The organism is Novosphingobium sp. UBA1939 (genome assembly GCF_002336885.1).
Classification (GTDB): domain Bacteria; phylum Pseudomonadota; class Alphaproteobacteria; order Sphingomonadales; family Sphingomonadaceae; genus Novosphingobium.
This window is the reverse complement of record NZ_DDFB01000111.1, coordinates 1-26,398: the sequence shown is the minus strand read 5'-3', so window position 1 is coordinate 26,398 and position 26,398 is coordinate 1. Positions and strand designations below refer to the sequence as shown.

Here is a 26,398-nt window from a genome sequence, read left to right as displayed (position 1 = left end):
TCAATGGCAACTGCTGCGGTCATTCCGAAACGGCGGATTTGGAAACGCAGAAGGCCACAATCTGCCTTTCGTGCTGGCGCAGGCCTAAGTCAGTTTGTGACCAATTGCTGCCTCAATCCTCGCTCGCGCGGATGCACTGAGTCTGCGTATCCCGAACATGCGAGCGATCTCAACGGGATCATCGCAACCCGTCGCGCGTAGTTCAATGAGAGCAACATCCTCTATCTGCCTGATGTGATCCTCGCTGGCGGGGAACCGGGCGGTCACCCCCATGGCCAGCGCCTTCACGCTGTTCCATATGAATGCCTCGCGACCACCGTCCGACGCCACGTGATGTTGCTGGCGCGCAAGGTGCATCACCCTGTTGTGAATCCGGCTCCCGGAGCGCTGGAAGCCATGAGCTCTGGCAATCCGGTTCACCAGTTGGCTTTCGGCGATGGGGCCTTCGGCTTCAACAACTCGAGCGACCAGCTTGCGCAAGGTCGGATAGTAGCTGGGCTCATAGAAGGTGGCAGCGTCGATAAGGCTGGTCAGTTCACCGAAATCGGTAAACCTGAATACCCCGGGTTCCGAGCCTGATGCCGACGGAAACGCCATGGGCAGGAGGTCGTCGACCGTAGCCTGCTTCGCGTAAACAACGGCTTCCTCGTCTTGAGTGAAGTCATCGCGCGCATCTCCTGCCGCGTCTTCGGACTCCGCATCTTCCTGAGCCGCTTCCGTTTCGGCGGCCTCGGCTCTGGCCTTGCGGTCTTCTTCCAGTGCATGAAGCAGGGCCTGATGCAGCTGATCCGCGGCCCGCTCGCGGTTGAACCACCACTCGGTCGACCAGATGCGCAGCAGCTTCCAGCCCAATCCTTCCAGGATGGCCGCGCGCACCTTGTCACGATCACGGGCCGTCGCGGCACTATGGTAAGCCGCGCCATCGCATTCGACGCCGACCAGGAAATCACCCGGCCAGTCGGGATGGACGATGCCGAGATCGATGCGGAACTTCGAGACGCCCACTTGTGGAACCACCTGCCAGCCCCGTCGCTGCAGATCTTGGCCCACCGCTTCCTCGAAAGGCGAGTCATAACCGCCCTGTGATCCCCGGTCAGCCGACGCGATAGCGTCCTTGCCGCGATGGGCGAACTCGACGAACGCCTTGAGATCGCGCACGCCGTCGGCATTGGTGCGGGTCAGATCGATCATGCCGGGGTCGAACGAGGTGAACACCTGCATCTCGCGCCGCGCCCGGGTGACCGCCACGTTGAGCCGCCGCCAGCCGCCGTTGGGGTTCAGTTTGCCGAAGTTCATCGACATGGTCTTCCCGCCGGGTTCGGTGGGGCCGAAGCTGACGCCCAGCAGGATGACATCACGCTCGTCGCCCTGCGCGGTCTCCAGATTGCGGACGCACACCGGTTCCAGAGTGGCATCCGGATTGAAGTGTTTCTCGATGGCCGGATATCTGCTTCGGGCCTTGTCGAGCAGGTCTTCCACCAGCTTCATCTGCTGGATGTTCATGGTGATGATGCCAAGGCTCAGCTTTTTTCCCCGCTCGTCGACAAAGGCGGGATCGCGCAGCAGGCGCACGGCCTCGTCGACGATCGCCTGGGCCTCGACTCCATTGGTGCGCTCCTTGCCCTTGGCGAAAACGCCGTCGACGCGGCGCCACTTGACGGCACTCGGCCTAGTGTCGGGGGCGGGGAAAGTGACCAGACGGTTCTCGTAATAGCGGACGTTGGAAAAGGTGATCAGGCTCTCGTGCCGGCTGCGATAGTGCCAGTCGAGGTTGATCTGGGGCACCCCGGCGCCAAGGCACTCGTCGAGGATGCTCTCCATGTCCTCCTCGGTATCGTCGTCATCGCTAACCGAGTTGCCCTGCCGCTCGAAATTGTTGCTGGGCGGCATCTGACGCGGATCGCCGGCGATGATGACCTGCTTGCCTCGCGCCATGGCGCCAATGGCGTCCCAGGGGGTAATCTGCGACGCCTCGTCGAAGATCACGATGTCGAACAACGCCTGATCCGGCGGCAGATATTGCGCGATCGACAGAGGGCTCATCAGCATGCACGGGGCAAGGCGCGTGAACGCGTCGCCCATGTCGCTCGCCAACTGCCGGATCGGCTTGCTTGGGCGCTGAAGCTGAAGCTGGTGGCGCAGGACGCCATAGCCGCTGTTCTTGCCGACACCCTCCTTGTCCGGGATCGACCCGCAGATCTTTGCCCGGATATACTGCGAAGCCAGTTCGCTCATGCGGTCATCGATGTCGCGGAAGCGTTCTATGCGGTCGGCATGCTCGCCCGGCATGAAGTTCCGCAGCAGGGGTTCCGCGTCCATGCGATGGAACGCGAACCATCTGGCATAGCCGGTCTCGAACTCGCGCACAGCGTCGGCAACCGCGAAGTCCTCGTTTTCGAGTCCCTCCACCAGTGGCGACAGGTCGAGCCGGATCGCTTCCTCGACGACACGTTGCCAGTTCGCCCAGTCCCGCAAGCGCCGCTCTTGCGCGACAACTACAGAGGCGCGGGCACGAAGCTCCGCCAGACCTGCTTCGCTTTCCGCACGGCTCAGGCGGTCGAACGCTTCCACAGCCTCGGCCATCTCGGCCGTTGCCCGATCAAGGCGTTTCGCCGCTCGATCAATGGCGCCGTCAGGTCCAAGAAGTTCATTGGCGTCCACGACCAAGCGGGCCACAGCGCCCCGCAGGGCTATCAGATCATCTGCCCCGTAGGCCTCGGCGGCAAGCGAATGGCGAAGTTGTTCGCCCCGCTGGATCGCGACCTCGACATCCTCCCTCTTGGTGGCCAGTCCGTGCCATCCGGGTACCGCCGCGGCCTTTCCGGCCAGCGCCTCGATCCGTTCCAGCAGATCATGCATTGCGGTCAGATGTGGCAGGTCGCTTTCCGGATCGACCTTGCCAGTCGCGCCGCCAGCCTGGGCAAGGCCCCGCGCCACCTTGCGCTTCGCCAGCGCCGAGAGGAACCAGAACTTCGTGCCAGCCTGCGTCCAGGCCTCCCGCAGTCCCTCGAGATCGAGCCGCCTCGCCACCTCGGAAGCATAGCTGGCGCTCAGCGCGCGCTCCTCCGCGAGGTATGCCTCGACGAAATCGATTCCCTTTCGAGCCGCCTCGACCTTCTCGGCCATGTCGGGACTGAACGCGAAACGCAGATCGTGCCCGTGCGCGGCCAAGCACGCATTGGCCAGCACCATCAGCCGTTTGCCATCCTGCCGGCTGTCTCCATTAGTCGGAAGCTGACTGGCTTTTGCCAGCCCCGCCACCGCCTCCTCGAAATCGTCGAGGACGGCCGGCAGCGCGCGGGCGGACGCGACGATCTGTTCCTGCCAGCCGTTGGTCCAATCGGCATGGGTTACGCCATCCAGTTCGACCGGAAGGTCGCTCACGGCCTGATAGGCAATGCCCAGACGCCGCGCGACATCGCGCATCGCATCCATGTCCGCTTTCGAATGGCGGGCTGTGGGCGGGAAGTTGAATTTAGGCGTGTATTCCTTGCCGTCGCGGACGACGCGGCCGATCGCCTGATGGATGGTGTAGCCGTTGTAGTCCTGCCGGTGGAGCAGGGCGACGGTTTCGTTCAGTTGGTCCCTAAGCGATTTCGCCTGACCCGCGCGCATGTCCCAAACGGCCGCCGACATTTCATCGCGAGTATCCCAAGCTGTGCCGAGCTGCCTCAGGACAGCCGATTTGGTGGCCTTGGCGGAGTGCAGTTCGAGGCAGAATGGCGCCAGCCCCTTGTCCGTCAGGCGCCGGTGGACGACATCCAGCGCCGCCTTCTTTTCCGCAACGAACAGAACGCGCCGGCCAAGTGCCAGATTGTGTGCGATCATGTTGGCAATGGTCTGCGACTTGCCGGTGCCCGGAGGTCCGTCCAGCACGAAATTATGGCCGCGCGCCGAGGCGATCACGGCCCGTATCTGGGAGCTGTCGGCCGGCAGAGGGGTGAACAGCTCGGCCGGCGTGATATCCCGGTCCAGATCCTCGACACGCGGCAATCCGCCCTGATCGAGATTCACCGCGCCATCCCGATCTATGAGATGCCGTACCAACGGACTTTCGCGCAGCAGTGCCTCGCGATCCACGAGGTCTTTCCACATGAGGTATTTGGCGAAGGAGAAGGTTCCCAGCGCCACGTCCTCTACGACCTCGAAGCCCGGCATTTCCTTGACCGCATGGCGCACGGAGCGCCAAATCCGGGCGACATCGATGCCGGAGTGATCGCGCGGAAGCTCCCCCTCGAGTTCGGGAATGGTCAGCTCGAAATCCTGCCGGAGCAACTCCAGCAGAGTGAGGTTGAATCTGGGTTCATCCTCGTGCTGGACCATTACCACGCCGGAAAGGGCGCTTTTGCGTTCCAGCTTGACCGGCAAGAGAATCAACGGTGCCCTGTAGACCTTCGTTTCCTTGTCTGACTTCTTCCATTTGAGGAAGCCGATCGCGAGGAAAAGCGTGTTGGCGCCGCCCTCCTCAATATCGGAATTGGCCTTGCGGTAGAGGTCGACAAGCTGGCCATCCAGCTTGTCCCTAGGGATGAGCGCCAGCACCTCATTCCGGTCCAGCGCCTCCGCCGCGACCTCCCGCCGTAGGCTGGAGGTATTTTGCTGATTGTAGAGTTCCTCGTCGCGGTCGCCGGTATCGAGATCGGGCATGGGACGGATGCGGACCTTCTTGCCTGCGGCGAGCAGGTCTTCCAGCCTGCCGCAATCAGGGCAAAAGAGACGCACAGCTTTTGCAGTATCGGAGAGATGCAGAAGCCGGTTCGCAGTCGTCAGGTTAAGCAGTTTGCGTTGCCATTGGCGCACCCGGCCGCCGGGCGTGACAACCTCCTCCACGACGTCAGAGTCAAATGACGGAAGGGAGGGAGCTTCTTCGACCGCTTCCGCCACCGATATGGCCCGCTCCGTCGGTTCCTTCGGCGTTAGGGCAACGCCCAGCGGCCGGATTTTCTGCATCCGGGCGCGGCGGACATCGACCGCCATCTCGAATTCTTCATCTAACCTTTCGTTGAGCTTCCCGTGGCCAGCGGCGATAGCCTGTGAGAAACTGGGCGGGTGATCCTGGGTGATGAGCGTCGTTTCGAAGACGATAAGTTCATCGAGGTCGAACCGCCGTCTAATTGCCGCCGCTTCATCAATGATGAGCGAGCTGAACTCGGTCGGCTGAAGCCACACGCCGACGAAGGCGTGGCCCTTGGTGAGGATCACCAGGGGATTAAGGCTTGCCTGCTCCAGAGCGGCAGCGAAAAGCAGGGTCGTGTCGAGGCAGGTGGCCATCCGGCCGTCCAGAATCTGGGACGGCGTTCTGATCTTCTGCCCGCTGCGTTCGAAGCTGGCTGGCGGCAGGGCATAGGACAGCCGAAGTCCCGCCACCGCCGACCATATCGCGGCGGCTAGCTGCCACACCCGGGTCCGCTCCCGACTTTGATACCCATCGATCGTATCGGGTTTGCCGGTTCGCCGCAGGCAGTCGGACGCTGCTTTGAGAATTTGGTCAACAGCGGGATCATTCGGCATGACGAACGCCGGGATTAGGTCGGCCATTTCACCCACGCCGCCCCACTCGTTATGAGCAAGAAGTTCCAACGGCTGGCGGGCCGATGCAAGTTCATGATCGGCGGAGTCCAGCAGTGTAAGAATCACGGAGGCAGTCATCGCCTCGGTAAGCCCCGACAGCAGGGTGCCGTTGAGATGGACGTCGCGATCTGAAATGACGATCTCATCCAGCGCGGAAACTCGATCGATGCGCCAGGTCTTTTCGGCCAGAAAAGGTGGGTCCGCGCGCAAGATCACGCGGCATCCGTCAACTGGCCTGTCGCCCCCGTTGCGGATGATGAGATCCCGGATGACTGGCGCCGAGTTCTGATGCGAGGCAAAGCCGACTTTGCCGGAAATGGTTGCCTCGATCGATAACGTCATTTCTTACCCCTTCGTTCTACTGGTCATTCGAATGAAGGCGTAAGTAAAGGGCTATCAGCATCGCGAAATGACCTCGTTACAGCCGCTTTTGTGGCGGATGCCGAAAGCGCAGCCGGATCAGCGCTTCTTCTTGGCGATGGTGGACGTGAAATCGGGGTCCTTATTCGCTACCCAATCGACGAATTTGCGCACGGCCGGGTTGGCGAGCAGACCCTCTACTTCCATGCCGTGGCGCTGCAGTTCGGAATTGGTGAAATTGGTGATCAGCGTCTGCTGGCAAATGGGGTGCATGGGAACCACATCGCGCCCACCCCGGCTCTTGGGCACGGGGTGGTGCCAGACAATGGTCTTGCCGGTCGGTCGGCCACAGAGCCAGCAGAGCACCACGGCCTCGGGAGCCTCTTCGTCCTGATGGAGGTCCTCATAAGGGCCGTGCTTCGAATGTTTGCGGGCCATTGGTCTGCCTGAATTGCCTGAGCTTGTGGTAGCCGCCTCATAACGGGTGATGTCGGTATTGCCACACCCGTGTCTCCGACCGGCGCGATCTCCACTGCAAAGGCATCCCACTTCAAATGACCGCTATCGAACCGCTTCAAATCTACGTTGAACGACGGCAACCAAGGTGCCCTTCCCTGTCGCGCCAGACGGCTGGAGTAAGTCAGAGTCCTTCGTTATCAGCTTCAGTAAACACTCCAGAACTCTCAAGCTTGATGGGCGAAACACAGAGTATCATCGTGTATCGCCCATCACGGACATACTGCGCTTAGCAACTAATCCACGCTGAACGGCTTGTCGTAGCCAAAACGGCCACTCCTATGCCTTCGCTGCCAAAAATCGGCTAGGTCAAAGCGGCGACCTTTCCCATAGCGAAGCAATCTCTTTTGGTGCCAATCGACTAACTGCCGCTTCCAATCCAGCCGATAAAACCTTCCCTCTCCTACACTAAAAACAGCGTCGAAAATGGAATAGTGCGAGAGGCCTTCGGCGATCCTGAGCGCCAACCGATTGGGATAGCCCTGCAATGTCGGACGGAAGCGCCACTTGTCCTCGCCGACGGGTACACGAATTTTTCCGTCGTGCGGAAGCTTTGCCACATAGCAGGCGATTCGAAGGACATCGTCAAATTTTCTCAGGTGACGATCTTTCACAGGTTCGGCCCCGAACTTATTTTGCCAAGATCTTGATTGGTTGAGCGCCCTCTTCGCGGACCTGTAAGCCCGGCGAGATGTCGAGCCCCAACATAGAGCGTGAGCATGCAACATCAGCGTGCGCCCTTCACCAAGTGCAGGGTAGTTCAAGAGAGGCTGTATCTCGATGAAGACAAGCGCTGACAAACCCAGAGTTCGAATGGCCTTGTCCACCTTGCGCTTCAGAGCACAAAATCTCAGGAGCGGATAGCGGTCGGACGTTATGCCGATATCATCGATAAACGTGATATGGCGGAACTGGACGCCAGAGCTATCAAATCTAGCCCTCAAACCGCCGACGACGTCGAAGAGTATTTCGGCACTCTTCTTTCTTGCCGATACATCGCACAGACGCAAATCGGCACGGCATTCATTGACACCTAGCAGAGCATGCAACTTTCGACGCCCGAGCAAAGGTGGTTTGATAAGTTCCACCCCATGAAGGACACGGTTAAGGAATGCTTCTGCCTTCTGCTGCTGGTGATGCAAAGTGTCCCGGGGAGACCTCTTTGGGTATTTCCGCATTTTGAAAAATCCCGCCAATGCAGGTGTAGCTCCAGAGCATCAGCAAAGCTCTGGAGAGCGTCAGACCTAGGAAGTTGGCCCCTTTAGGCTGCCCACCTGCGTATATTGCATGTGTCGACCAATTCGGAGGGGGCATTGGCCCCCTCCGATGATGCGCCGAGTTTACACCTTGATCGCGTGTTGCCTTGCAGTGCGGCTGGCGAAGGCATTCTCGGCTGCATATGCCCGAGCATCCTTCAGTCGATACCGAACATTTCTTCCAAAGTAGGTCACCATCGGTCCATCACCTTTGGAACGCAAATTTCGAAGGAACTTCACCGACACCCCCCACATGGCGGCAAGGGCCTTTTCGTCAACGTAATGCGGCCTTGGCGTTTCGCTCTCAACCGATGCGGTCAGCTTGGCTACCAACGCATACAGCCTGGTGAGCTCCTTTCGGCAATCGGCCTTACTTTGCATGACCGTTTCGATCCGTTCCGCAGCGGAATGTTTTGTCCGGCTGGCAGCCTGCAGATTCGCTTTGCCATCAAATGCAGCTACGATATCAGGCTTTGCCTTCCGCTCGGCCGATATCTTGCGATTCTCCGCACGCCGCTTTGCAGCAGCATTGCGCTTCCTACGGGCAGTCCGGAATGCTTCAACATTCTTGGCTGGTGCAAACTTCGATTTCATACTCAACTCCATTCTGTTGCTACAAAAGCGGAGCCCCGCGCGGGGCTCCGGATATTGTTTACCGAATGGGTTTTCGTCTTTGTGATTTTAGGTCTAAATATATATAATATAACGATATTATTTTATCTCTTTATGTCCTATCATATAAGGACATAAATCTGCGAAGTCTGGATTGTCCGCCTCCAAGAGGACATATTGTAACGAGAATTAATGTCCTCTATCGAGAGGACATTATGACACAACCGGCAAAACTCGTTACGAAAGGCAACGGCACGCGCCCGACGCCCGCGTTGGCTAAAGCGAATAAGGCTATCGCTGCTGAACGGAAGTTCATTCGGGACGGCCAGCGCCTGCTTCGGGAATGGTTAAAGCGGGTTGGGGAGAAAAAGCGCGTCAATGACAAACGCCAGATTCCTATCGAAGATCCGGATGATTGGATGCGGAGGACCACCTACCTCTATCTCAAACGAGTGATTGAGAAGACACCTCGAGTCATAACCCGGTTGCTGAAGGACTTGGATGGGAAGCACAAACGGGGGCCGAGCATCGCACGTCAACCCTTTAAGCAGGGCCTGCTTTTGATGCACGCTTTGCCGGCAATGAAACCGGTGGGGAGAGCCATCGCGAATGCAAACAGCCCTCCGAAGTTAGCAATGCCTAAGCTTCTCTCAGATCGGCAGCGGCGCGCTGATCTTGGCGACGCAATGGCATACGCCTACAAGCATGGTGTGACATCAAAGTACTTCAACGCGTTTTGGCGATATGTCGGCATGACACGAATCAAATCAAGGCTGCATTGTGACGAACTTGAGCCTGGATTTAGCCATCCCAAGAGTAAGGCCACAAAGGCAAAAAGGGCGCTTCCTAAGCGCTAACCATTTACCCTGGAGTACCCGGAGATGCCTTGCCGCGTGGTTGCCATGTGGTTGCTATCGACTTTGCGCAGCTGACCACGCCCTCCAGCAAGCTATTGATTTTAAATGGTGAGCCCTGCTGGATTCGAACCAGCGACCTACTGATTAAAAGTCAGTTGCTCTACCGACTGAGCTAAGGGCCCGACCAAGGCCGGTCACCTAGGGCGCGGGGTGCGGCGGGTCAAGCGGGCGTTGTGGTGTTTTATGCGCAAGCCGGTTTCGGGATCGCGCCAGCCGGGGGCGATGGCGGCGGCCGGGGTGAGGACGAACGTCCGCTTGCGGTATTCCGGATGGGGGATGCGTAGCGCGGGCGCGGTGCGCGGTGCCTGGCGCCAGACGCCGCCGCTCCACAGGATCACATCGAGATCGAGCGTGCGCGCTCGCCAGCGCTGGCCGCGTCGCACGCGGCCGAAATCGAGCTCGATCTGCTGGAGCAGCCGCAGCAGCGCGGGAGGCATCAGATCGCCAGCCACGATCGCCGCCGCGTTGGCATAGCGCCGGCGCGAAGGCCCGAGCGGAGCGCTGGCAATCGTGGGCGAAACCGCCTCCACCGCCAGCCCCTGCGCCGCGAGAGCGCGCACCGCGGCGCGCAGAACGGCGGCCGGAGCACCATGCCGCGCGTGGCGGACGTTGGCCCCCAGCGCGATCAGGTAACGCTGCGGCGGCGAAGCGGTCACACGTCCTGCGCCAGCCGCGCGTAAAGCTGCGGGCGGCGATCGCGGAAGAAGCCCATGCCGGCGCGGTGCTTCGCGGCTTCGGCCAGATCGATGTCCGCCACCAGCACACCGGTTTCCTCCGCCCCGTATTCGGCGAGGAAATCGCCCCACTGATCGCTGATGAAGCTGTGCCCGTAGAAGCGCTGTTCGTTCTCTTCGCTGCCGATGCGGTTGGCGGCGATCACCGGCATGCAGTTCGACGCGGCGTGGCCCAGCATGGCCCGGCGCCAGATGCGGCTGGTATCGAAGCTGGCGTCATAGGGTTCGGAGCCGATCGCGGTGGGGTAGAACAGCAGTTCCGCCCCCATCAGCGCCATCGCGCGCGCGCATTCGGGGTACCACTGGTCCCAGCACACGCCCACGCCGATGCGCGTGCCGAACACGTCCCACACTTTGAAGCCGGTGTTGCCGGGGCGGAAATAGAACTTCTCTTCGTATCCCGGACCGTCGGGAATGTGGCTCTTGCGGTAGATGCCCATGATCTCCCCGTCGGGGCCGATCATCGCCAGCGTGTTGTAGTAATGATGGCCATCGCGCTCGAAGAACGAGGTGGGGATGGCGATGCCCAGCGCTTTCGCCAGCTGGCGCATCGCGCGCACCGAAGGGTCCTGATCCAGCGGATAGGCCAGCGCGAAGCGGGCTTCGTCCTCCGTCGTGCAGAAATAGGGGCCGGCGAACAGTTCCGGCGGCAGGACGACCTGCGCCCCGCGCGCGGCGGCCTGTTCCACCAGCGCGGCGACAGCGGCGATGTTCTGCGCTTCGCCGGCGTTGAGGGCGAGTTGCAGGGCGGCGACGGTGATCTTGCTCATGGCCGGGGACTTATTGCCCCCGGCCCTGCAATTCAACGGCAAGACTGTGACAAAGCGCCGCCACGGTCAGGACCTCGGCGCGATCAGGGCCGCTTGCGGAACAGCAGCGTCATGCGATCGCTTTCCCCCACGCCGGCAAAGCGCATGCGATCGGCATCCCCTTGCGAGAAAGTGGGCGGAAGCGACCAGACGCCGGCGGGGTGATTCGCCGGGTCCTTGGGGTTGGCGTTGATCTCGCTCTTGCCGACGAGTTCGAAACCGTGCGCCTCGACCATGGCGATCACGTCCTTTTCGCGCAGATAGCCCTTGCTGCCATCGGTGTAGGAGGCCGGGGCATCGGGCCGGGCGCGATGCTGGACGATGCCAAGCAGGCCGTCGGGCTTGAGCAGGCGGCGGATCGCCAGCAGATCGGGATAGAGCCAGCCCCCGCGCCACATGTTGTGCACTTCGCGGAAGATCAGCGCGCGATCGACCTTGCCGTCGAGATCGGCGGGCAGGCTGTCGGTATTGAAGGCCAGGATGCGCTCGGCGGGGACGCCGGTCCACTGCGCCGCCTTCGCCGGGAAGGTCGCGCCGAGGTTGCCGAAGGCCTGCTTCGTCCGTTCGGGCGCGTTGGCGACACCGGGATTGAGGCCAATATACTGGCCCTGCGGCCCGAGGTAGGGCACCAGGACGCGCGTGTACCATCCGCCCGACGGCAGGTAGTCCACCACCGTCATGCCCGGCTGCACGCGGAAGAAGCCCAGCGTTTCGGCGGGGTGACGCCAGATATCGCGGGCACGGTCACCATCGCGGCGCGGATCGGCCAGCACCGTCGCCATTGCCGGCGATGTTGCGGCGGGGGCCAGCGTTTCGGCCTGGACGGAGGTCTGGGGAACCAGGCCGGCGACCGCCATGGTCAGGCTGGCGGCAAGGGCTGTCAGGACAGTGCGCACGCGCAAATTCCTCTCTCGGTTGGGATCGCGCGCAAGGTAGCCGAGTGGGAAGCGATGACAAGCGCCGGTCGCCTTCCTATCTAGCCTGCATACAAACAGGAAAGGACAAGCGATGGCCCAGGCCATTTTCGCAGGCGGGTGTTTCTGGTGCACTGAAGCGGTATTTCGGGACGTGATCGGCGTCAGCAACGTGGAAAGCGGTTATATCGGCGGGGTGACGCCGAACCCGACCTACAAGCAGGTCTGTTCGGGCAACACCGGCCATGCCGAAGCCATCCGGGTGACGTTCGATCCCGATGCGATTTCCTACGGGCAATTGCTCGATATCTTCTTCGCCACGCACGATCCGACGCAGCTCAACCGGCAGGGCAACGACATCGGCACGCAGTACCGCTCCGCCGTGTTCCCGCTGGACGAGGAGCAGCAAGCCGAAACCGAAGCCGGCATCGCCCGCGCGCAGGCCGATCGCCCGGAGCCGGTCGTCACCACGATCGAAGGGCCGGCGGAATGGTATCCGGCAGAGGACTACCACCAGGAATACTGGGAAGGCGAAGGGCAGCGCAATCCCTATTGCATGGCCGTGATCCCGCCCAAGCTGATGAAGCTGCGCAAGAGCTTCGCCAACAAGGTCAAGGCGTAAGCATCAGACCTTGCGCCAACGGGCGGCGAAGAAGCCATCGATGCCGCCCGCATCGGCCAGCATCCCCGGATCGCTGCGCAACCAGCCTTCCGGCGTCGGCGCGATGCCGGCGGGAAGCTCCTCGGCAGCGATGGGATCGGGCGCCAGCGCGGTGAAGGCGCGGGCCTGCGCCTCGCCTTCCTCCGGCTCCAGCGAACAGACCGCATAGACCAGCACGCCACCGGGGCGCAGCCATTCTGCCGCGCGCGCGAGCATCGAGCGCTGAAGCACGGCCAGTTCCTCGATTGCCGGCAAGCGGTGCAGCACATCGGGATGCCGACGGCAGGTACCGGTGGCGGTACAGGGCGCATCGAGCAGGATCGCGTCGAACGGCTCCTCCGGCTGCCAGGCGAGCGCGTCGGCCGCAACGACCTGTGCCTCCAGGCCGGTGCGTTTCAGGTTTTCGCGCAGGCGATCAAGCCGGCGGGCAGATTTGTCGAGCGCGGTCACCTGCCAGCCGGCAGCCGCGAGTTGCATGGTCTTGCCGCCCGGCGCGGCGCAGAGATCGAGCGCGCGCCGCCCGACCCCCTGCCCCAGCAGCCTTGCCGGCACGGTGGCGGCAAGGTCCTGCACCCACCACGCGCCTTCGCCGAACCCCGGCAGCGCTTCCACCGCGCCCGCGCGCGGCAGGCGGACATGGCGGGCGATCAGCGAGACGCCGCCCAGCCGCTCGGCCCACTCGGCGGTGGCATCCGGATCGCGCAGGGTCAGGTCGATCGGCGGCGGATCGGCCAGGCCCGTGGCGATCGCTCCCGCTCGGCTGTGCCAGGCGGCTTGCCAGCGTTCGTCCACCAGCGCGGGCAGAGTTGGCGCCGCGGGCAGCTTTGCCGGACCGCGGATCACCGCCGAGAACACGCCATGGGCCAGCCGGCGCGGCCCACCCGCGAGCAGCGGCAGGCCGGTGGCCACCACGGCATGGGGTGGCAGCTCCAGCCGCAGGGCTTGCGCTAGCATCAGCCGCAGCACGGTGCGCGCCTTGGAATCGTCCGGCAAGCGCTGGCGCGTGGCCCCATCGATCAGGCGGTCGAGGTCCTGCATCCAGCGCAGCGTTTCCTGCGTGATCGCCATAACCAGCGCGCGATCGTCCCCACGCTCTATCCCGCGCAGGACAGGGGGGGCGATCTGGTCCAGCGGATCGCCCCGGCGCAGCACGGCATCGAGCAGGCGCAGGGCGGCGCGGCGAACCGGCAGGCCGGGCGTATCGTCTTGAACGGGGGGACGCGACATCGCGCGCCTATCGCGCGTCCGGCCGCGCTTGGCAATTGAACTCGGCGCCGGGAAGGTCGATATGGAGCGCATGGACAAGCCCACCCCCCGCGCGACCAAGCGACCGGCCGGTTTCACGCCGCCCGACTACTGGACCAATCCGCCCGTGCCGGAACCGAAAGCGGCCGTTCCGACGGACGACCCCGACGGGCTCGATCCCACGCGCTTCGGCGACTGGGAAAAGAACGGAATCGCGATCGACTTCTGATGGCTGGCGTTTGACTACTGACGCGATCAGCCTTCGATGATCCGCGTCTGCGGATGATGGCGGTCGAGATGCTTGCGGATGATGCGCAGGTTGCGCGTGTTCGAGCGGAACAGGAAATCGAAGGCGTCGCCGGCAACCGGCACCGCACCCAGCAATGCGTCGAACGCGACATTCGCACCCATCCGCAGCAGCTTCCATTTGGGCAGGCCGAGATTGCGCGCTTCCCACACGAGCCACGCCCCCATCGCCGCCGTCACGAAATCCCCCACCACCGGGATCAGGCCGGCAAGCGCATCGAGGCCCACCGGCCGATTGATGCCGGGGATCACGAAGCTGCGTTCGAGCAGATGCTCCATCAGTTCGATGCGCTGACGCACCGACGCCGGATCACGACCGGTGCCGGGCAGTTCGATGCCCATCCGCACGGGACGGGCGCGGGATCGGGATGCCTGTGCCATGCCCCCTATTTGGGAAGCAGGGCCAGCGGCGGCAAGGGATGCCATCCCCAGGGGTTGGGCGCGAAGCCCGTCACGCGGCTGCGCACCAATGACCAGCGCAGCGGACGGGCGATGGGAATATAGCCGTTGACGGCGGTTATTTCCGCTTCGGCCTCCGCCAGCAGGGCGGCGCGCTGCTGCGGATCTTTCGCCGCGCGCGCGTCATCCAGCCGGGCATCACCCGCCGGGCTGCACACCGGCCGCCGTGCGGCGCAGGCCAACTGGTTCAGGAACCACGTGGCGCGACCATAGCGGGCGACGGAATCGATCAGGCGCAAGTCGGCCGGCGCGGTTTCGTCCACCCGCTGCACCTGAAGGCCGATGGCGGCGAAATCCGCGCGCAACCGGTCAAAAACGACCTGCGAACCGGGACCGCCGCCGATGGCGATGCGCAGCACCGGCAGCGGGTTGCCCGCCGCCTTCCAGCGCGCCACGCGCTCCGCCGCCGCCGCCCGGCGCTGCTCGATCCCCATTCCGGCCCAGCGTTCGCCGATGGTGCCCAGATCGCCCGGCGTTTCCGGGGCCACGATCCGCGTGGTCCCCGACCAGCCGCTGACATTGAACGCGCCCAGCAACGCATCGCGATCGATCGCCATGGCCAGCGCCTCGCGATTGGCCGCCTCGCCCAGATAGCCCTGCGCGTTTTCGACCATCAATCCGAACAGGCCGCTGACGGGGTCTATCTGCACGTTGCCGCGGACCAGTCCGCCGACGCCCGCCAGCGGCAGGGAATCGATCCGGCCGCCCAGCAGAACGTCGATATAGCCGTCGTTGAAGCGGGCCACTGCCTTTTCGGCGGGCGCTACTTCGACGATTACGGAGCGAGCGCGGCGGGCGAAATCCTCCTGCGCCGGCAGCCCGCGCTTGCCGGGCGGGATAAGCGACAGCACCGCGCCCTGCGGGGTGCGCTGCATCGCCATAGGGCCGCCGCCCTGTCGCGCATGGGGAAGGCCGAGTTCGGGCTGCGCCAGCAAGGTCAGCAGATCGGGCAGCGGGCTTTGCAAATCAACCTCGATCACGCGATCGGTCATCACCCGGATCTCGTCGATCGAGGCAAGGTCGAGGCCCAGTGGCGATCCGCGCAGGGCGGCCAGCGCGCGCCGCAGCGAAGCGGCGACATCTTCGGCATCGATCCTGGCGCCACCGGGCCAGGTGCCGTCGCGCAGGCGGAAGATATAGCTCTGGCCATCGTCGGTCACGATCCAGCGATCGGCCAGCCCCGGCACCACCCGCCCTTCGGCGTCAAACCCCACCAGCCCTTCCACCGTGGCGGCGCGCAATGTCTGCCCGGCGGGAGAAAGCCGCACGCCTTGCGCCTTGAACGCATCCGAATCGCCCACCAGGCCGAGTTGGAGCGCACCGTCACCGCGCCAGCCGCACCCCGATGCCGAAGCGGCAAGGGCAATGGCCAGGGCAAGGCGGGAAAGACGCGGCATTTCAATACCGACCTAGCAGAAGGCAATCAGGTGGTCAGCGGTCAAAGCCGAGAAATGTGCGCATGGCGGAGAACGCCAAATGGCGCGGGACGCCGATACCACTCAGATCTTGCGCATCCGGCCGCGCTCATGCGTCGGCAGCGGCGGTCGCACGAAGCGGGGAGTCAGTTCGTCCGCCGTGGGCCCTGAGGCGGTGGCGCGCACCACCTTGGGATCGATGTCCTCGATGAAGGCGATGCCGAAGCGGTTTTCCTGAATCCAGGCGACGACGCCTTCGACCCAGCCCAGATTGCGCAGGTTCACTTCCAGCCGTTTCCCGACAACCACGCGGACGTTGCCTTCGGCCATCATCCCGCCAGCCGAAAGGTTGCGGACCTTGACCTTGTGTTCGCCATCCACGCCATCAAGACGCAGATCCGCCATAAGGAACAGGCTGTCGCGCCCGATCTGACGATGCTCAAGCTCTGTCACGGCGAAACCGACCACTCCTGCAAACCGCCGAAAATGCTCCGCAATGGATACCGAGCCGGCACCTTGGACAAATCGCATGATTCCCTCTCCACGTCCTATACGGATGTGGCAAAGAAATCGTTAAACGCACCCCGATTAACCAAGCAAACGTGCCATTTCCGGACAGTCCGCATGGTCCGGGGCGGAAAGGTTTGACTCACATATCGCGCGAGATTTTTTCCCGGCGTTCATGCGCTTCCTGCGCTTCGACGGTCATCGTCGCGATCGGGCGGGCGATCAGACGGCCCAGGCCGATCGGCTCTCCGGTCACCTCGCAGAAACCGTATTCGCCTTCGTCGATCCGGCGCATCGCGGAATCGATCTTGGCGATCAGCTTGCGCTGGCGATCGCGCGTGCGCAGTTCGATACCCCAGTCGGTCTCGCTCGAGGCGCGATCGTTGAGATCGGGTTCGCGCAACGGTCCGTCCTGCAACGCGGAAAGCGTGCCAGCCGACGCGGACAGGATCGATTTCTTCCATTCGAGCAGAAGGCGGCGGAAATAGTCGAGCTGCGCCTCGCCCATATAGGGTTCGTCATCACTGGGAACGTAATCACCCGGCATGGCCCGGCGAGCCTTGGCCAGAACGTCAATCTCGTCACTCAAAACGCCAGCCATCCGGCCCTCCAGATAAACGCCTTCCGACCCGACCGGCAATCGCCGCGACGCATCGCGCGTTCCCGGTTTGTGGCGCCCTATAGGAGCCGCCCGGAACCGGCACAAGCCATTCCATGCGGGTGATGGCACAAGGAAGTTGAAGCCCGGCGGAACGCCAAAGCGTCAGAAATCGCCGTTTTGGCGGGTTTTCCGGAGCCGCCCCACCCCGGCGTTAACCATTTGTTGAGCAAACTTGGTGACTGTCTGACACGCCGGGACCCGTGAAAGGCCCGGATAACTTGGTTTTCAACCGGGGGTATTGGTAAATGGGACAAGCCTGGATCAAGCTGGTCGCCGATGACGCGGCCATGACATACGCCGAAAATGCCGGTCTGCACGAAGGCGCCGACCTTCTGGTGGCAACCTGCCTGGCCGCCGCCGCGCAAGGGGACACCAACGCGCTGTTCGACCTGGGCGTGGCCTTTTCGACGGGCAGCCACGGGGTGGAATGCGATCTGATCGAAGCGCACAAGTGGTTCAACCTTGCCGCCGTGGGTGGCCATGACGATGCCGCGCAGTGCCGCGCCGACATCTCCGAGGAAATGACCGCGCGCGAAATCGCCGAAGCGCAACGCCGTGCGCGCGAATGGATCCGCGCCTCCAGCCGCCGCGCCGCCTGATCGACCTGTTGCCTGGTCTATCGGCCGGCACGCGCCGGACGGCTATCCTTTTCTGAAAGGCGTATGCTCGCCCAGCGTCAGCTGGTCCTGCGCCACACCCTGCCTTTCCCGCTCGAGAAAATCGGCGACGGCGGCCCGAAATCCCGGGTCCACGATGTAGTGGGCCGACCACGTGCGCACCGGCTCGTAGCCACGCGCCAGCTTGTGCTGGCCCTGCGCCCCCGCCTCCACCCTGCCGAGGCCCAGCGCGATCGCCGCGTCGATCGCCTGATAGTAGCACAGCTCGAAATGCAGGAACGGCCTGTCGACGATCGCGCCCCAGTACCGGCCGTAGAGCGCGTCCGCGCCGATGAAATTGAGCGCCCCGGCCACGGCCTGCCCATCCAGGAAGGCCAGCACCAGCAGCACCCGATCGGCCATGCGATCGCCCAGCAGATCGAACGCCTGCCGGGTCAGATAGGGCCGCCCCCACTTGCGCGCGCCGGTATCCTGATAAAACTGCCAGAAGGCATCCCAGTGTTCGGGCCGCAGCGCGTCGCCGGTCAGCGCCCGGATCTCCACGCCCTGCTGCGCCGCCGCGCGTTCCTTGCGGATGTCCTTGCGCTTGCGCGACGACAGCGCGGCCAGGAAATCCTCGAACGAGGCATAGCCCCGGTTTTCCCAATGGAACTGGATGTCGGAGCGCAACAGCCAGCCCGCCTCCTCGAACAGCGGCAACTGGGCCGGTTCGATGAACGTGGCGTGGGCGGATGACAGTTCGTTGCCTTCGCACAGGCGCTCGGCCACGCGCAGCAACGACGGCGCAAGGTCGGGCCGCTCCCCCAGCAACAGGCGCGGTCCGGTGGCAGGCGTGAACGGCACGCTGATCTGAAGCTTGGGGTAATAGCTGCCGCCCGCGCGCTGCCAGGCATCGGCCCAGCTGTGATCGAACACGTATTCGCCCTGGCTGTGCGCCTTGAGATAGGCGGGCAGGGCCGCCGCCGGGCGGCCGGCCTCGTCCTCGATCACCACCGGCAGCGGGGACCATCCGCTGCGCCCGCCGACGCTGCCCGATTCCTCCAGCAGCGACAGGAAGGTGTGCGCGGTGAACGGATTGCCGCCGCCCGCCAGCCGATCCCAGTCATCGGCCGCGATCTCGCTGATGGAATGATGGATACGCGCGGTGACGCTCACGGCAGGCCGGCGCCCTCGGCAATCGGGGCGTCGGCGTGGGCAGACGCCTTTTCCGCCAGTTCGGGCGAGCGCACCGTCCAGGTCAGCACCGGCAGACCCCGGCGGCGCTGGAGCGCGGCGAAACGGCTGGGGAGATCGCGCACGTCGTAGGCAAGGAACTGCGGCTTGCCGTGCCACAGCGCCAGATGCCGGCGCGCGCGCGCGAACAGGGTGCGGCGCCCTTCCTCGGTCACGACAAGGCCGTGGACGATGTGCGGCGAATAGCGGCGGAACCATGCCGGCACGCGCGGGTCGAAGCTCATGACCGCGACATCGCCGCGATAGCCTTCCAGCACCCGGCGCACCGCCAGGCACAACGGCGCCACGCGCAGATCGCGGCGCGACTTTATCTCGATCAGCAGCGGCGCGCGCCCGGCGACCAGATCGAGCATCTGGCGCAAGGTAGGAATGTGCTCCCCTTCGGCACCGCTCAGCGCGATCGCGCCAAGCTGGGTGGAACTGTGGTCGATAATCGCGCCGGCAGCGTCGGTCAGGCGATCGAGATCCCAGTCATGGAACACCATCGCCTGGCCATCGCTGGTGCGCTGCACATCGCATTCGATCCCCAGCCCGCGCTCGATGGCGAGCGCGAAGGCAGCGAGCGAGTTTTCCGGCACGCCCGCGCGGTGCAGACCACGATGGGCATAGACGCGCCCGCGCAGCCAGCCGACCCGTTCCGCCGGCGGAACGGGGACGAGCCAGCGATCAAGCAGGGCGAACAGCAAATACAGCATCGACTTCCACGGCCGCGCCCAGCGGCAGGACAGGAACGCCAACGGCACTGCGCGCGTGGCGGCCAATGTCTCCGAACACGGCGACCATCAGTTCGGACGCGCCATTGGCGACTTTCGGCTGATCGGTGAACGTCCCGGCGGAGTTGATGAACGCGCCCAGCTTGACGACGCGCTCCACGCGATCGAGCGAACCCAGAGCCGCCTTGACCTGCGCCAGCAGCATCAGACCGCAGGCCTGCGCAGCGGCGACGCCCTGATCGAGCGAGACATCCTCGCCCAGCCGCCCGGTCACCAGCTTGCCATCGACGAACGGCAACTGGCCCGACACGTGCAGCAGCCCCCCGACCTCGACCGTCGGCACATAGGCTGCGACCGGCGCGGCGGCCTGGGGAAGCGCGAAGCCCAGTTCGGCAATCTTCGCGGCAACGGCATCAGTCATCATTCGCTCCATGAATTTGCGCCATCAGCCAGGGCAGCGCGGCGGACCATTCGTCGATCCGGGCGTGCGCGTGCCCCTGCTGATGCGCGCAGTCGATATGGGGGGCCAGCATCGGCTCTCCGCACAAGTGCAGCCGCGTGACATGGGGTGCCAGTTCGGCAACCGATCCATGGTGCTGCGGCAGATCGTCGATGAACACCGCGCGTTCCGGGCGGTATTCATCGAGAATCGCCTTGAGCGCCGGCCCCTTGGGCCCGGTGTTCGTGAAGACCCGCGCGTTGATGCCGACATCGCGCAACTGCCGCGCGCGATCCTCGCGCCGGTGATCGCCCAGATTGGTGAGGATCACCACATCGGCATGTTCCGCCAGCGCGTTGACGCTCTCCACCGCGCCGGCGATCGGCTGCTGCCGGTACATCTCGGTATCGAAGAACAGGTTGAGCAGGCGCCAGATTTCGGCCGGTTCGACATACCCGCCATCGGCATAGCGCATGGCCTTGCCGAAATCGTTGCTCTGCATGGCAAAATCGATGCCGTGCCGTTCGGCCAGCCATTCCTTGTAGGGCGCGACCATGTGCAACAGCACTTCATCGCAATCGCTGATGATCAGCGGGCGGCTCATCTCAATTTCTCCCGGATGGCGGCAAGGGCTTCGGGTGCAATGTCGAGTGCTTCCGCCGCCGCGACAAGGTCCGATTCATGGTTGGCGAGAAAATCCAGTACCGCGCCCAGCACGCCCGGATCGCCAAGGCCGGCGCGCAGGGCTTCGGGCGTCAGCCCCGTCAGCGCCAGGAACCGGTCGGCCCGGCCACTATCCGCCAGTACCCTGCCGAGCGCCTGCAAGGCCACGGTGCGTGCATCAGAAACCGGAGCGGGTTCACGAATGATTGTCAGGGCCTTTCCGGGTCAATAGAGGGTCAACGGCGCAGCCGGCTTCCGGCGCTCGCACCCGAGGGCTCAGTGGCAAAAAGAATTCTGGTTGTCGAGGATAACGACCTCAATCGCAAGCTGTTCTGCGACCTGCTGAAGGCCAACGGCTTCACCGTCGAACCCGTTGCCGACGGGCGCGAGGCGATCGAGCGGACCCGCCTGTTCGTCCCCAACCTCGTCATCATGGACATCCAGTTGCCCAACGTTTCGGGCCTGGAACTGATCGAGGCGCTGAAAGGCGACGCCGAACTGCGCACGATCCCGGTGCTGGCCGTGACCGCCTATGCCGGCAAGGGCGACGAGGAACGCATCCGCGAAGCCGGTGCCGAAGGCTATCTGGCCAAGCCGGTATCGATCGGCCCGTTCATGGCGGCGGTGAACAAGCTGGTGTGAGCCGGCCCTGTCAGGAGGGCACGTAGGCGCGCAGGTGCTCGATCGCGAACGTCACGACCGTCAGGCACAGGCCGACCATGAACACGCGGTAGGCATAGCCGAGGAAGCGGTACTTCTTGCGCTGGAGCACCTGGCCGTTCTGGTAGATGTCGCGCAGCATCGTGCGGAACACGGTTTCATCGGCGTGGAGTTCATCGAGCACGCTGTCGATCCATTCCTCTTCCGCGACGTGGGTGAAATAGCCGAAGAACAGCTTGTTGGGCGACGACGGGCCAGCCTGCCCCCTACCCGTCTTGCCTCGGTCTGGCCCGCCGATCGAGGGCAGCACCGCGAACACCGCGCACATCGCGGAAATGAACGCGGATAGCGCCAGCACGCCCAGCGACCACGGCATCGTTCCGCTTTTCGCCTGCCCGACCGCGATGGTGAACACCAGGAAGGTGGCCCCCATCAGCAGCGAAGCCTTGGCATCGGCCATCTGGCTGAGCGTAAGGTTCATCTGCTGCGAGGTGCGCACGAGATGGATGGCGTGGTTGGAGAAACCCGACGGCGAGAGCGGCGAGGGCGTGGCGCGGACCGGCTGCGCTCCGCCCGTATCCCCGGTTTCCGCTGAAGCGCCCGATGACGATGGCGGCAACGGCGACGGCTGGTTCAACGCATTTCCCCTTGATGCGGCATCGCGGCTGGGGATGACACAGGACGGTCCGGCTTGACAAGCGGACCGCGTGGCCGCTTTTCAGCCGCAATCGTCTGGCAGGGGGCTTGCCCCACAGTGGAGAATACCGATGGACCGCGCCGCAACCGCAAACCGGATCGCCGAGCTGATCGAGCCGTTCAACAAGAAGGGCATCGCGATCGCCGAGGATACGACCTTTGCCGGTGACCTTGAATGGGACAGCCTGACGGTGATGGATTTCGTGGCGGCGATCGAGGACGAATTCGACATCATCATCACCATGAACCAGCAGGCCGAGATCGAAACCTACGGCCAGCTGATCGACGCCGTGACCAAACTGCAAGGCTGACGCCCACGATGACCGATCTGTTCAGCAAGTTCGACCCGCTGATCGAACAGCGCCGCGCCCTTCTCGCCGGTGGCGTGGAAGACCCGTTCAACCTGGTGATGGAGCGCGTGCTCTCGCCCACCGTGGCCGTGTGCAACGGGCGCGAAACGATCCTGCTGGGCACCTACAACTACATGGGCATGACGTTCGATCCCGACGTGATCCTGGCGGGCAAGCAGGCGCTGGACGATTTCGGTTCGGGCACCACCGGCAGCCGCGTGCTGAACGGCACCTATGCCGGGCACCGCGCCGTGGAGGACGCGCTCAAGGACTTCTACGGGATGGAGCACGCCATGGTGTTCTCCACCGGATACCAGGCCAACCTGGGCATCATCAGCACTGTCGCCGGCAAGGGCGACTACATCGTGCTGGACATCGACAGCCACGCCTCCATCTGGGACGGCTGCAAGATGGGCGATGCCGAAGTGGTGCCGTTCAAGCACAACGACATCGTGGCGATGGAAAAGCGCCTGAAGCGCATTCCCGAAGGCGCGGGCAAGCTGGTGGTGCTGGAAGGCGTATATTCGATGCTGGGCGACATCGCGCCGCTGAAGGAAATGATCGCCATCGCCAAGGAAAATGGCGCGATGGTGTTGGTGGACGAGGCGCATTCGATGGGCTTCATCGGCCCCAACGGACGCGGCGTGGCCGAAGAGCAGGGCGTGCTGGACGACGTGGACTTCGTGATCGGCACGTTCTCCAAGTCGGTCGGCACCGTCGGCGGCTTCTGCGTGTCCAACCACCCCAAGTTCGAGATCCTGCGGCTGGTCTGCCGCCCCTATGTCTTCACCGCCAGCCTGCCGCCGAGCGTGGTCCACACCGCCGCGACATCGATCCGCAAGCTGATGCACGCGGGCAACAAGCGCGCCCACCTGTGGGAAAATTCGCGCACGCTGCACAAGGGCCTGCGCGACCGGGGCTTCCAGCTTGGCACCGAGGAACCGCAGAGCGCGATCATCTCGGTCATCATGCCCGATCTGGAGCGCGGCGCGGGCATGTGGGAAGCGCTGCTCCACGAAGGGCTGTACGTGAACCTGGCCCGCCCGCCGGCGACGCCCGCCGGGATGACGCTGCTGCGCTGTTCGCTGTGCGCGGAACACACCGCCGAACAGGTGCAGACGATCATCGGCATGTTCGAACGCGCCGGCAGGAAAGCCGGAATCATCTGACCGTGATGGCTGGCCGGAGGATATTCCGGCCGGCCGGTTGGTGCCATTTCGTCAGTGCAGCCGGATCTCGCCGTCCACCGCCCGCCATTCGCTGGGGCGGATCAGGTGGTTGTGCGCCACGCGGACCGAATGGATCACCGCCTCGATATCGCGCCGCCAGAAATCGAGGAACCGTTTCAGTTCCGGGAACCGGGGTGCGACGTCGTAGCGCTGCAGGACGAATTCCTGCAGCAGGCTGGGATGATCGGGCATGTAGTAATGGATCTGCCAGGTGGCCAGCCCGTAACCGGCCAACTGAAGCCGAAAGTCGCTGTCTTCCATAGTCCTCCTTCCCCCTCGCTGGTGAAGAAATACCGGGAAGCAGCATGCTCCTTCATGGTTAACGGACCGTCAACGGGGTCCGCCGCCCTTTTTTTGTGCACTGCAGCAATCAGGAACGCGCGCGGCTCAGGTGCTGGCGGTGACCGACTGCATCGTGGCCCCGCTGCATTCGTCAGCGCCCTTCTGCCCGTGCCCGCCCAGCATCGCGGCGGCGACGAAGCCGGCCAGGATCAGCGCGATGAACCCGACCACGGCCAAGCCCAGATAGCGATCGATCCACGCCTTGATCGGCGCGCCGAACAGGCGGAACAGCACGCCCACGATCATGAAGCCGATGCTGCGCGAGATCAGGCTGGCGAGCAGGAACTTGCCGATCGGCATGCCGATGAAGCCGGCGGTGATGGTGATCAGCTTGAACGGGATCGGCGTGGCGCCCTTGGCGATGATCGCGAGAAAGCCGGCCTCGCCCCGCAGCTTGCACGCGGCATAGGGGAAGCTCTGCGTCAGGTGGAGCGCGGACAGCAGCTGTTCGCCCACGCTGGCGAACAGGAAATGGCCGATCGCATAGCCCAGCATCCCGCCGATGACCGAGGCAATCACGGTGATCGCGGCGAAGCGGACCGCCTTCTTCGGTTCGGCGAGGCACATCAGCCCCAGCAGCGGGTGCGGCGGGATCGGGAAGAAGCTGGCCTCGACGAAGGCGAACAGGGCAAGCCACCATTCGGCGCGCGGATGCGCGGCCTTGGCCATGGTCCAGTCGTAGAGGCGGCGAAGCATGGGCAAGGCATCCGTTAACGCGGCTGTGTATCGCGCGGGTGCTTAGGGCAGCGGACGGCAAAGCGCCATAGGCGGAATATCCGGCCCACAGTTCGGCCTTGACAACGTGACGCTGAATGAGTACATAACAGGAACATAGCGAAAGACCGAGTCGCCCGCCTCCCGTCGCGACCGGTGCGAAACCTTCCCCAGATACGGATATTACATGGCAGCCAGATCACCGGGCGCGTCGCTGACGCGTGCCGTAAAAGCGCGTGCGGGCGAAACGTCCGCGCGCCGCGCCTCCGCGCCGCCGCGCTGGGTCAAGCCGTTCCTGGCCGCACTGGCCGACACATCCAACGTCGCCGCCGCCGCGCGCAAGGCCAAGATCGATACCTCGGCCGCCTACCAGCGCCGCCGCAACGATGCCGAGTTCAACCGCCAGTGGCAGATCGCGCTGTGCGAGGGATACGACAACCTGGAAATGGAACTGCTGCACCGGCTGCGCACCGGCGAAGTGAAGCCGCCCCCCGGCGCGAAACGGGCGGCCCGGTCTTTCGACAACGCCACCGCGTTCCGTCTGCTGGCCGCCCACCGCGAAAGCGCGGCGCGCCAGCGCGCCATCCGCGACCAGGTGAGCGCGGCCGACATCCGCGCTTCGATCGACCGCAAGGTGGAGGAACTGCGCCAGCGCGTGCTGGCCGCGAAGGCGCTTTCCGAACGGCCGCGCGATGCCGGCTGACCGGCTGGATTTCCTGCGCGAGGATCTCGGCGGGCTGAGCGCGGACATCGGCGAGACCTTCGATCAAAGCGAAAGGGACGAATGGCACTGGAACTGGCCGCTGTGGGCGCGCGCCGCGCAACTGCCGCCCGATGGCGACTGGCGCGTCTGGCTGGTGATGGCGGGGCGCGGCTTCGGCAAGACCCGTGCCGGCGCGGAATGGGTGCGGACGATCGCCGAAGCCGATCACGAGGCCCGCATCGCGCTGGTGGGCGCTTCCTTGCACGAGGCGCGGGCGGTGATGATCGAGGGCGAAAGCGGGGTGATGGCGGTCTGCCCGCCGCACCGCCGCCCGCGCTTCGAACCCTCGCTGCGGCGGGTGATCTGGCCCAACGGCGCGCAGGCGATGCTCTATTCGGCGGGCGAGCCGGAATCGCTGCGCGGCCCGCAGCACAGCCATGCCTGGTGCGACGAGATCGCCAAATGGGATGACGGACAAGCGCAGGCCCGGCGCAGCTGGGACAACCTGTTGCTGGGCCTGCGCCTGGGCGAGTCTCCGCGCATCGTGGCGACGACCACCCCGCGCGCGGTGCCGCTGGTGCGCCGGCTGCTGGAGCAGGCGGGAAGCGAGGCCGACGTGGCGGTGACGCGCGGCGGCACGCGGGAGAATATCGCGCATCTGCCCGCACGGTTCATCGCCGATGTCGAACGCGAATTCGGCGGCACGCTGCTGGGCCGGCAGGAACTGGACGGGGAACTGATCGAGGACCTGCCCGGCGCGCTGTGGACGCGCGCGCTGCTGGAACGGTGCCGTGATGGCGCGGTGCCAGCGATGACGCGGGTGGTCGTGGGCGTCGATCCGCCGGCCAGCGCGCAAGGCGATGCCTGCGGGATCGTGGTCTGCGGGCTGGGCGAAGACCGGATCGCGCGCGTGCTCGCCGATGCAACGGTCGAGCGGGCCAGCCCCGAGCGGTGGGCCGGCGCAGTGCGCGATGCGGCGCGGGCATGGGGCGCGGACCGGGTGGTGGCCGAAGCCAACCAGGGCGGCGCGATGGTGGGCGCGGTGCTGCGCGCGGCCAATGCCACGCTGCCGCTGCGGCTGGTCCATGCCAGCCGG

General features: G+C 64.3%; 29 protein-coding genes and 1 tRNA gene. 9 read left to right on the top strand and 21 right to left on the bottom strand.

Annotated elements, in window-relative coordinates:
• Positions 1-84 precede the first annotated feature (84 nt).
• From B3547_RS14480 to B3547_RS14465, 4 genes are all read right to left on the bottom strand, one after another.
• On the bottom strand, positions 85-5,913 hold the full coding sequence (locus B3547_RS14480; RefSeq protein WP_125954706.1) for a DUF3320 domain-containing protein: 5,829 nt from the start codon (positions 5,911-5,913) through the stop codon (positions 85-87).
• Between the two features lie 117 nt (positions 5,914-6,030).
• Positions 6,031-6,369: a hypothetical protein gene (locus B3547_RS14475; RefSeq protein WP_125954705.1), complete on the bottom strand. Its 339-nt coding sequence runs from the start codon at positions 6,367-6,369 to the stop codon at positions 6,031-6,033.
• A 314-nt stretch (positions 6,370-6,683) separates the two neighbouring features.
• A complete protein-coding gene (locus tag B3547_RS14470; RefSeq protein ID WP_125954704.1) occupies positions 6,684-7,589 on the bottom strand; it encodes a hypothetical protein in 906 nt (301 codons plus the stop codon).
• Between the two features lie 198 nt (positions 7,590-7,787).
• Positions 7,788-8,297: a hypothetical protein gene (locus tag B3547_RS14465; RefSeq protein ID WP_125954703.1), complete on the bottom strand. Its 510-nt coding sequence runs from the start codon at positions 8,295-8,297 to the stop codon at positions 7,788-7,790.
• Between the two features lie 233 nt (positions 8,298-8,530).
• On the opposite strand from B3547_RS14465, the gene B3547_RS14460 reads away from it, so the two are divergent.
• Positions 8,531-9,172 (top strand): hypothetical protein, encoded by a 642-nt coding sequence (locus tag B3547_RS14460; RefSeq protein ID WP_125954702.1) that lies wholly within the window; start codon positions 8,531-8,533, stop codon positions 9,170-9,172.
• Between the two features lie 106 nt (positions 9,173-9,278).
• On the opposite strand, the gene B3547_RS14455 is transcribed toward B3547_RS14460, so the two are convergent.
• The 4 genes from B3547_RS14455 to B3547_RS14440 all read right to left on the bottom strand — a co-directional run bounded on the left by B3547_RS14455 (position 9,279) and on the right by B3547_RS14440 (position 11,671).
• Positions 9,279-9,354: transfer RNA gene (locus B3547_RS14455), tRNA-Lys, on the bottom strand.
• 12 nt (positions 9,355-9,366) lie between these two features.
• Positions 9,367-9,888 (bottom strand): 2-amino-4-hydroxy-6-hydroxymethyldihydropteridine diphosphokinase, encoded by a 522-nt coding sequence (gene folK / locus B3547_RS14450; RefSeq protein ID WP_292964228.1) that lies wholly within the window; start codon positions 9,886-9,888, stop codon positions 9,367-9,369.
• Positions 9,885-10,736, bottom strand: coding sequence for an N-carbamoylputrescine amidase (gene aguB / locus B3547_RS14445; protein WP_292964226.1), 852 nt, complete (start codon positions 10,734-10,736; stop codon positions 9,885-9,887). The genes folK and aguB overlap by 4 nt, the downstream gene beginning before the upstream one ends.
• Before the next feature lie 83 nt (positions 10,737-10,819).
• Positions 10,820-11,671 (bottom strand): class I SAM-dependent methyltransferase, encoded by an 852-nt coding sequence (locus B3547_RS14440; RefSeq protein ID WP_125954699.1) that lies wholly within the window; start codon positions 11,669-11,671, stop codon positions 10,820-10,822.
• Positions 11,672-11,783: 112 nt separating this feature from the next.
• Here B3547_RS14440 and msrA point away from each other — a divergent pair, with 112 nt between their 5' ends.
• A complete protein-coding gene (gene msrA, locus B3547_RS14435) occupies positions 11,784-12,311 on the top strand; it encodes a peptide-methionine (S)-S-oxide reductase MsrA (RefSeq protein ID WP_292964223.1) in 528 nt (175 codons plus the stop codon).
• A 3-nt stretch (positions 12,312-12,314) separates the two neighbouring features.
• Here the strand turns inward: msrA and B3547_RS14430 are convergent, their stop codons facing one another.
• A complete protein-coding gene (locus B3547_RS14430) occupies positions 12,315-13,577 on the bottom strand; it encodes an RsmB/NOP family class I SAM-dependent RNA methyltransferase (RefSeq protein WP_292964221.1) in 1,263 nt (420 codons plus the stop codon).
• 70 nt (positions 13,578-13,647) lie between these two features.
• On the opposite strand from B3547_RS14430, the gene B3547_RS14425 reads away from it, so the two are divergent.
• Complete coding sequence (locus tag B3547_RS14425) at positions 13,648-13,824, top strand: DUF1674 domain-containing protein (RefSeq protein ID WP_124810593.1); 177 nt, start codon at positions 13,648-13,650, stop codon at positions 13,822-13,824.
• 26 nt (positions 13,825-13,850) lie between these two features.
• On the opposite strand, the gene B3547_RS14420 is transcribed toward B3547_RS14425, so the two are convergent.
• From B3547_RS14420 to dksA, 4 genes are all read right to left on the bottom strand, one after another.
• Positions 13,851-14,282, bottom strand: a complete 432-nt coding sequence (locus tag B3547_RS14420; protein ID WP_292964218.1) for a DUF4112 domain-containing protein — start codon at positions 14,280-14,282, stop codon at positions 13,851-13,853.
• 5 nt (positions 14,283-14,287) lie between these two features.
• Complete coding sequence (locus B3547_RS14415) at positions 14,288-15,757, bottom strand: ABC transporter substrate-binding protein (RefSeq protein WP_124810576.1); 1,470 nt, start codon at positions 15,755-15,757, stop codon at positions 14,288-14,290.
• A 102-nt stretch (positions 15,758-15,859) separates the two neighbouring features.
• On the bottom strand, positions 15,860-16,228 hold the full coding sequence (locus B3547_RS14410; protein ID WP_190287332.1) for a PilZ domain-containing protein: 369 nt from the start codon (positions 16,226-16,228) through the stop codon (positions 15,860-15,862).
• 196 nt (positions 16,229-16,424) lie between these two features.
• On the bottom strand, positions 16,425-16,883 hold the full coding sequence (dksA, locus tag B3547_RS14405; RefSeq protein ID WP_124810578.1) for an RNA polymerase-binding protein DksA: 459 nt from the start codon (positions 16,881-16,883) through the stop codon (positions 16,425-16,427).
• 347 nt (positions 16,884-17,230) lie between these two features.
• On the opposite strand from dksA, the gene B3547_RS14400 reads away from it, so the two are divergent.
• Positions 17,231-17,542, top strand: coding sequence for a sel1 repeat family protein (locus B3547_RS14400; protein ID WP_190287333.1), 312 nt, complete (start codon positions 17,231-17,233; stop codon positions 17,540-17,542).
• Positions 17,543-17,584: 42 nt separating this feature from the next.
• Here the strand turns inward: B3547_RS14400 and B3547_RS14395 are convergent, their stop codons facing one another.
• Genes B3547_RS14395 through B3547_RS14375 form a run of 5 tightly spaced genes read right to left on the bottom strand, consistent with a single transcriptional unit; the run spans position 17,585 to position 20,812 of the window.
• Positions 17,585-18,715: a GNAT family N-acetyltransferase gene (locus B3547_RS14395; protein WP_292964215.1), complete on the bottom strand. Its 1,131-nt coding sequence runs from the start codon at positions 18,713-18,715 to the stop codon at positions 17,585-17,587.
• Positions 18,712-19,488 carry a glycerophosphodiester phosphodiesterase family protein gene (locus B3547_RS14390; RefSeq protein WP_194919593.1) on the bottom strand — a complete coding sequence of 259 codons (777 nt, stop codon included), beginning with the start codon at positions 19,486-19,488 and terminating at the stop codon, positions 18,712-18,714. The genes B3547_RS14395 and B3547_RS14390 overlap by 4 nt, the downstream gene beginning before the upstream one ends.
• Entirely contained in the window at positions 19,460-19,927 is a 468-nt protein-coding gene (locus tag B3547_RS14385; protein WP_292964214.1) for a RidA family protein, read from the bottom strand. Before B3547_RS14385 ends, B3547_RS14390 begins: the two co-directional genes overlap by 29 nt.
• On the bottom strand, positions 19,920-20,549 hold the full coding sequence (locus B3547_RS14380; RefSeq protein ID WP_292964213.1) for an HAD family hydrolase: 630 nt from the start codon (positions 20,547-20,549) through the stop codon (positions 19,920-19,922). The genes B3547_RS14385 and B3547_RS14380 overlap by 8 nt, the downstream gene beginning before the upstream one ends.
• Positions 20,546-20,812, bottom strand: a complete 267-nt coding sequence (locus B3547_RS14375; RefSeq protein ID WP_414690565.1) for a DUF3572 domain-containing protein — start codon at positions 20,810-20,812, stop codon at positions 20,546-20,548. The genes B3547_RS14380 and B3547_RS14375 overlap by 4 nt, the downstream gene beginning before the upstream one ends.
• 75 nt (positions 20,813-20,887) lie before the next feature.
• Here B3547_RS14375 and B3547_RS14370 point away from each other — a divergent pair, with 75 nt between their 5' ends.
• Complete coding sequence (locus B3547_RS14370) at positions 20,888-21,250, top strand: response regulator (RefSeq protein WP_125954689.1); 363 nt, start codon at positions 20,888-20,890, stop codon at positions 21,248-21,250.
• Positions 21,251-21,260: 10 nt separating this feature from the next.
• Here B3547_RS14370 and B3547_RS14365 read toward each other — a convergent pair whose 3' ends face one another.
• Positions 21,261-21,905 carry a Pycsar system effector family protein gene (locus B3547_RS14365; protein WP_292964210.1) on the bottom strand — a complete coding sequence of 215 codons (645 nt, stop codon included), beginning with the start codon at positions 21,903-21,905 and terminating at the stop codon, positions 21,261-21,263.
• A 130-nt stretch (positions 21,906-22,035) separates the two neighbouring features.
• Between B3547_RS14365 and B3547_RS14360 the strand changes: the two genes are divergently transcribed.
• Both B3547_RS14360 and spt read left to right on the top strand, forming a co-directional pair.
• Positions 22,036-22,275 (top strand): acyl carrier protein, encoded by a 240-nt coding sequence (locus B3547_RS14360; protein ID WP_124810586.1) that lies wholly within the window; start codon positions 22,036-22,038, stop codon positions 22,273-22,275.
• An 8-nt stretch (positions 22,276-22,283) separates the two neighbouring features.
• Complete coding sequence (gene spt, locus B3547_RS14355; RefSeq protein WP_292964208.1) at positions 22,284-23,483, top strand: serine palmitoyltransferase; 1,200 nt, start codon at positions 22,284-22,286, stop codon at positions 23,481-23,483.
• Between the two features lie 51 nt (positions 23,484-23,534).
• On the opposite strand, the gene B3547_RS14350 is transcribed toward spt, so the two are convergent.
• Both B3547_RS14350 and B3547_RS14345 read right to left on the bottom strand, forming a co-directional pair.
• Positions 23,535-23,804 carry an usg protein gene (locus B3547_RS14350; RefSeq protein ID WP_124810588.1) on the bottom strand — a complete coding sequence of 90 codons (270 nt, stop codon included), beginning with the start codon at positions 23,802-23,804 and terminating at the stop codon, positions 23,535-23,537.
• 126 nt (positions 23,805-23,930) lie between these two features.
• Positions 23,931-24,581, bottom strand: a complete 651-nt coding sequence (locus B3547_RS14345; RefSeq protein ID WP_292964207.1) for a YqaA family protein — start codon at positions 24,579-24,581, stop codon at positions 23,931-23,933.
• 205 nt (positions 24,582-24,786) lie between these two features.
• Here B3547_RS14345 and B3547_RS14340 point away from each other — a divergent pair, with 205 nt between their 5' ends.
• Together B3547_RS14340 and B3547_RS14335 are read left to right on the top strand one after the other, a co-directional pair.
• The gene (locus B3547_RS14340; protein ID WP_292964206.1) at positions 24,787-25,302 is read left to right on the top strand and encodes a hypothetical protein; all 516 of its coding nucleotides are present in this window, start codon (positions 24,787-24,789) and stop codon (positions 25,300-25,302) included.
• A partial coding sequence (locus B3547_RS14335; protein ID WP_292964205.1) for a DNA-packaging protein occupies positions 25,292-26,398 on the top strand: 1,107 nt, incomplete at its 3' end. The genes B3547_RS14340 and B3547_RS14335, both read left to right, overlap by 11 nt.

Bases quoted from the DNA above. Each gene is read 5' to 3' on its own strand.
- B3547_RS14480 (WP_125954706.1), bottom strand. From the start codon at position 5,913: ATGACGTTATCGATCGAGGCAACCATTTCCGGCAAAGTCGGCTTTGCC.
- B3547_RS14475 (WP_125954705.1), bottom strand. From the start codon at position 6,369: ATGGCCCGCAAACATTCGAAGCACGGCCCTTATGAGGACCTCCATCAG.
- B3547_RS14465 (WP_125954703.1), bottom strand. From the start codon at position 8,297: ATGAAATCGAAGTTTGCACCAGCCAAGAATGTTGAAGCATTCCGGACT.
- B3547_RS14460 (WP_125954702.1), top strand. From the start codon at position 8,531: ATGACACAACCGGCAAAACTCGTTACGAAAGGCAACGGCACGCGCCCG.
- aguB (WP_292964226.1), bottom strand. From the start codon at position 10,736: ATGAGCAAGATCACCGTCGCCGCCCTGCAACTCGCCCTCAACGCCGGC.
- msrA (WP_292964223.1), top strand. From the start codon at position 11,784: ATGGCCCAGGCCATTTTCGCAGGCGGGTGTTTCTGGTGCACTGAAGCG.
- B3547_RS14430 (WP_292964221.1), bottom strand. From the start codon at position 13,577: ATGTCGCGTCCCCCCGTTCAAGACGATACGCCCGGCCTGCCGGTTCGC.
- B3547_RS14425 (WP_124810593.1), top strand. From the start codon at position 13,648: ATGGACAAGCCCACCCCCCGCGCGACCAAGCGACCGGCCGGTTTCACG.
- B3547_RS14420 (WP_292964218.1), bottom strand. From the start codon at position 14,282: ATGGCACAGGCATCCCGATCCCGCGCCCGTCCCGTGCGGATGGGCATC.
- B3547_RS14415 (WP_124810576.1), bottom strand. From the start codon at position 15,757: ATGCCGCGTCTTTCCCGCCTTGCCCTGGCCATTGCCCTTGCCGCTTCG.
- dksA (WP_124810578.1), bottom strand. From the start codon at position 16,883: ATGGCTGGCGTTTTGAGTGACGAGATTGACGTTCTGGCCAAGGCTCGC.
- B3547_RS14400 (WP_190287333.1), top strand. From the start codon at position 17,231: ATGACATACGCCGAAAATGCCGGTCTGCACGAAGGCGCCGACCTTCTG.
- B3547_RS14390 (WP_194919593.1), bottom strand. From the start codon at position 19,488: ATGCTGTATTTGCTGTTCGCCCTGCTTGATCGCTGGCTCGTCCCCGTT.
- B3547_RS14385 (WP_292964214.1), bottom strand. From the start codon at position 19,927: ATGACTGATGCCGTTGCCGCGAAGATTGCCGAACTGGGCTTCGCGCTT.
- B3547_RS14380 (WP_292964213.1), bottom strand. From the start codon at position 20,549: ATGAGCCGCCCGCTGATCATCAGCGATTGCGATGAAGTGCTGTTGCAC.
- B3547_RS14360 (WP_124810586.1), top strand. From the start codon at position 22,036: ATGGACCGCGCCGCAACCGCAAACCGGATCGCCGAGCTGATCGAGCCG.
- spt (WP_292964208.1), top strand. From the start codon at position 22,284: ATGACCGATCTGTTCAGCAAGTTCGACCCGCTGATCGAACAGCGCCGC.
- B3547_RS14350 (WP_124810588.1), bottom strand. From the start codon at position 23,804: ATGGAAGACAGCGACTTTCGGCTTCAGTTGGCCGGTTACGGGCTGGCC.
- B3547_RS14345 (WP_292964207.1), bottom strand. From the start codon at position 24,581: ATGCTTCGCCGCCTCTACGACTGGACCATGGCCAAGGCCGCGCATCCG.
- B3547_RS14340 (WP_292964206.1), top strand. From the start codon at position 24,787: ATGGCAGCCAGATCACCGGGCGCGTCGCTGACGCGTGCCGTAAAAGCG.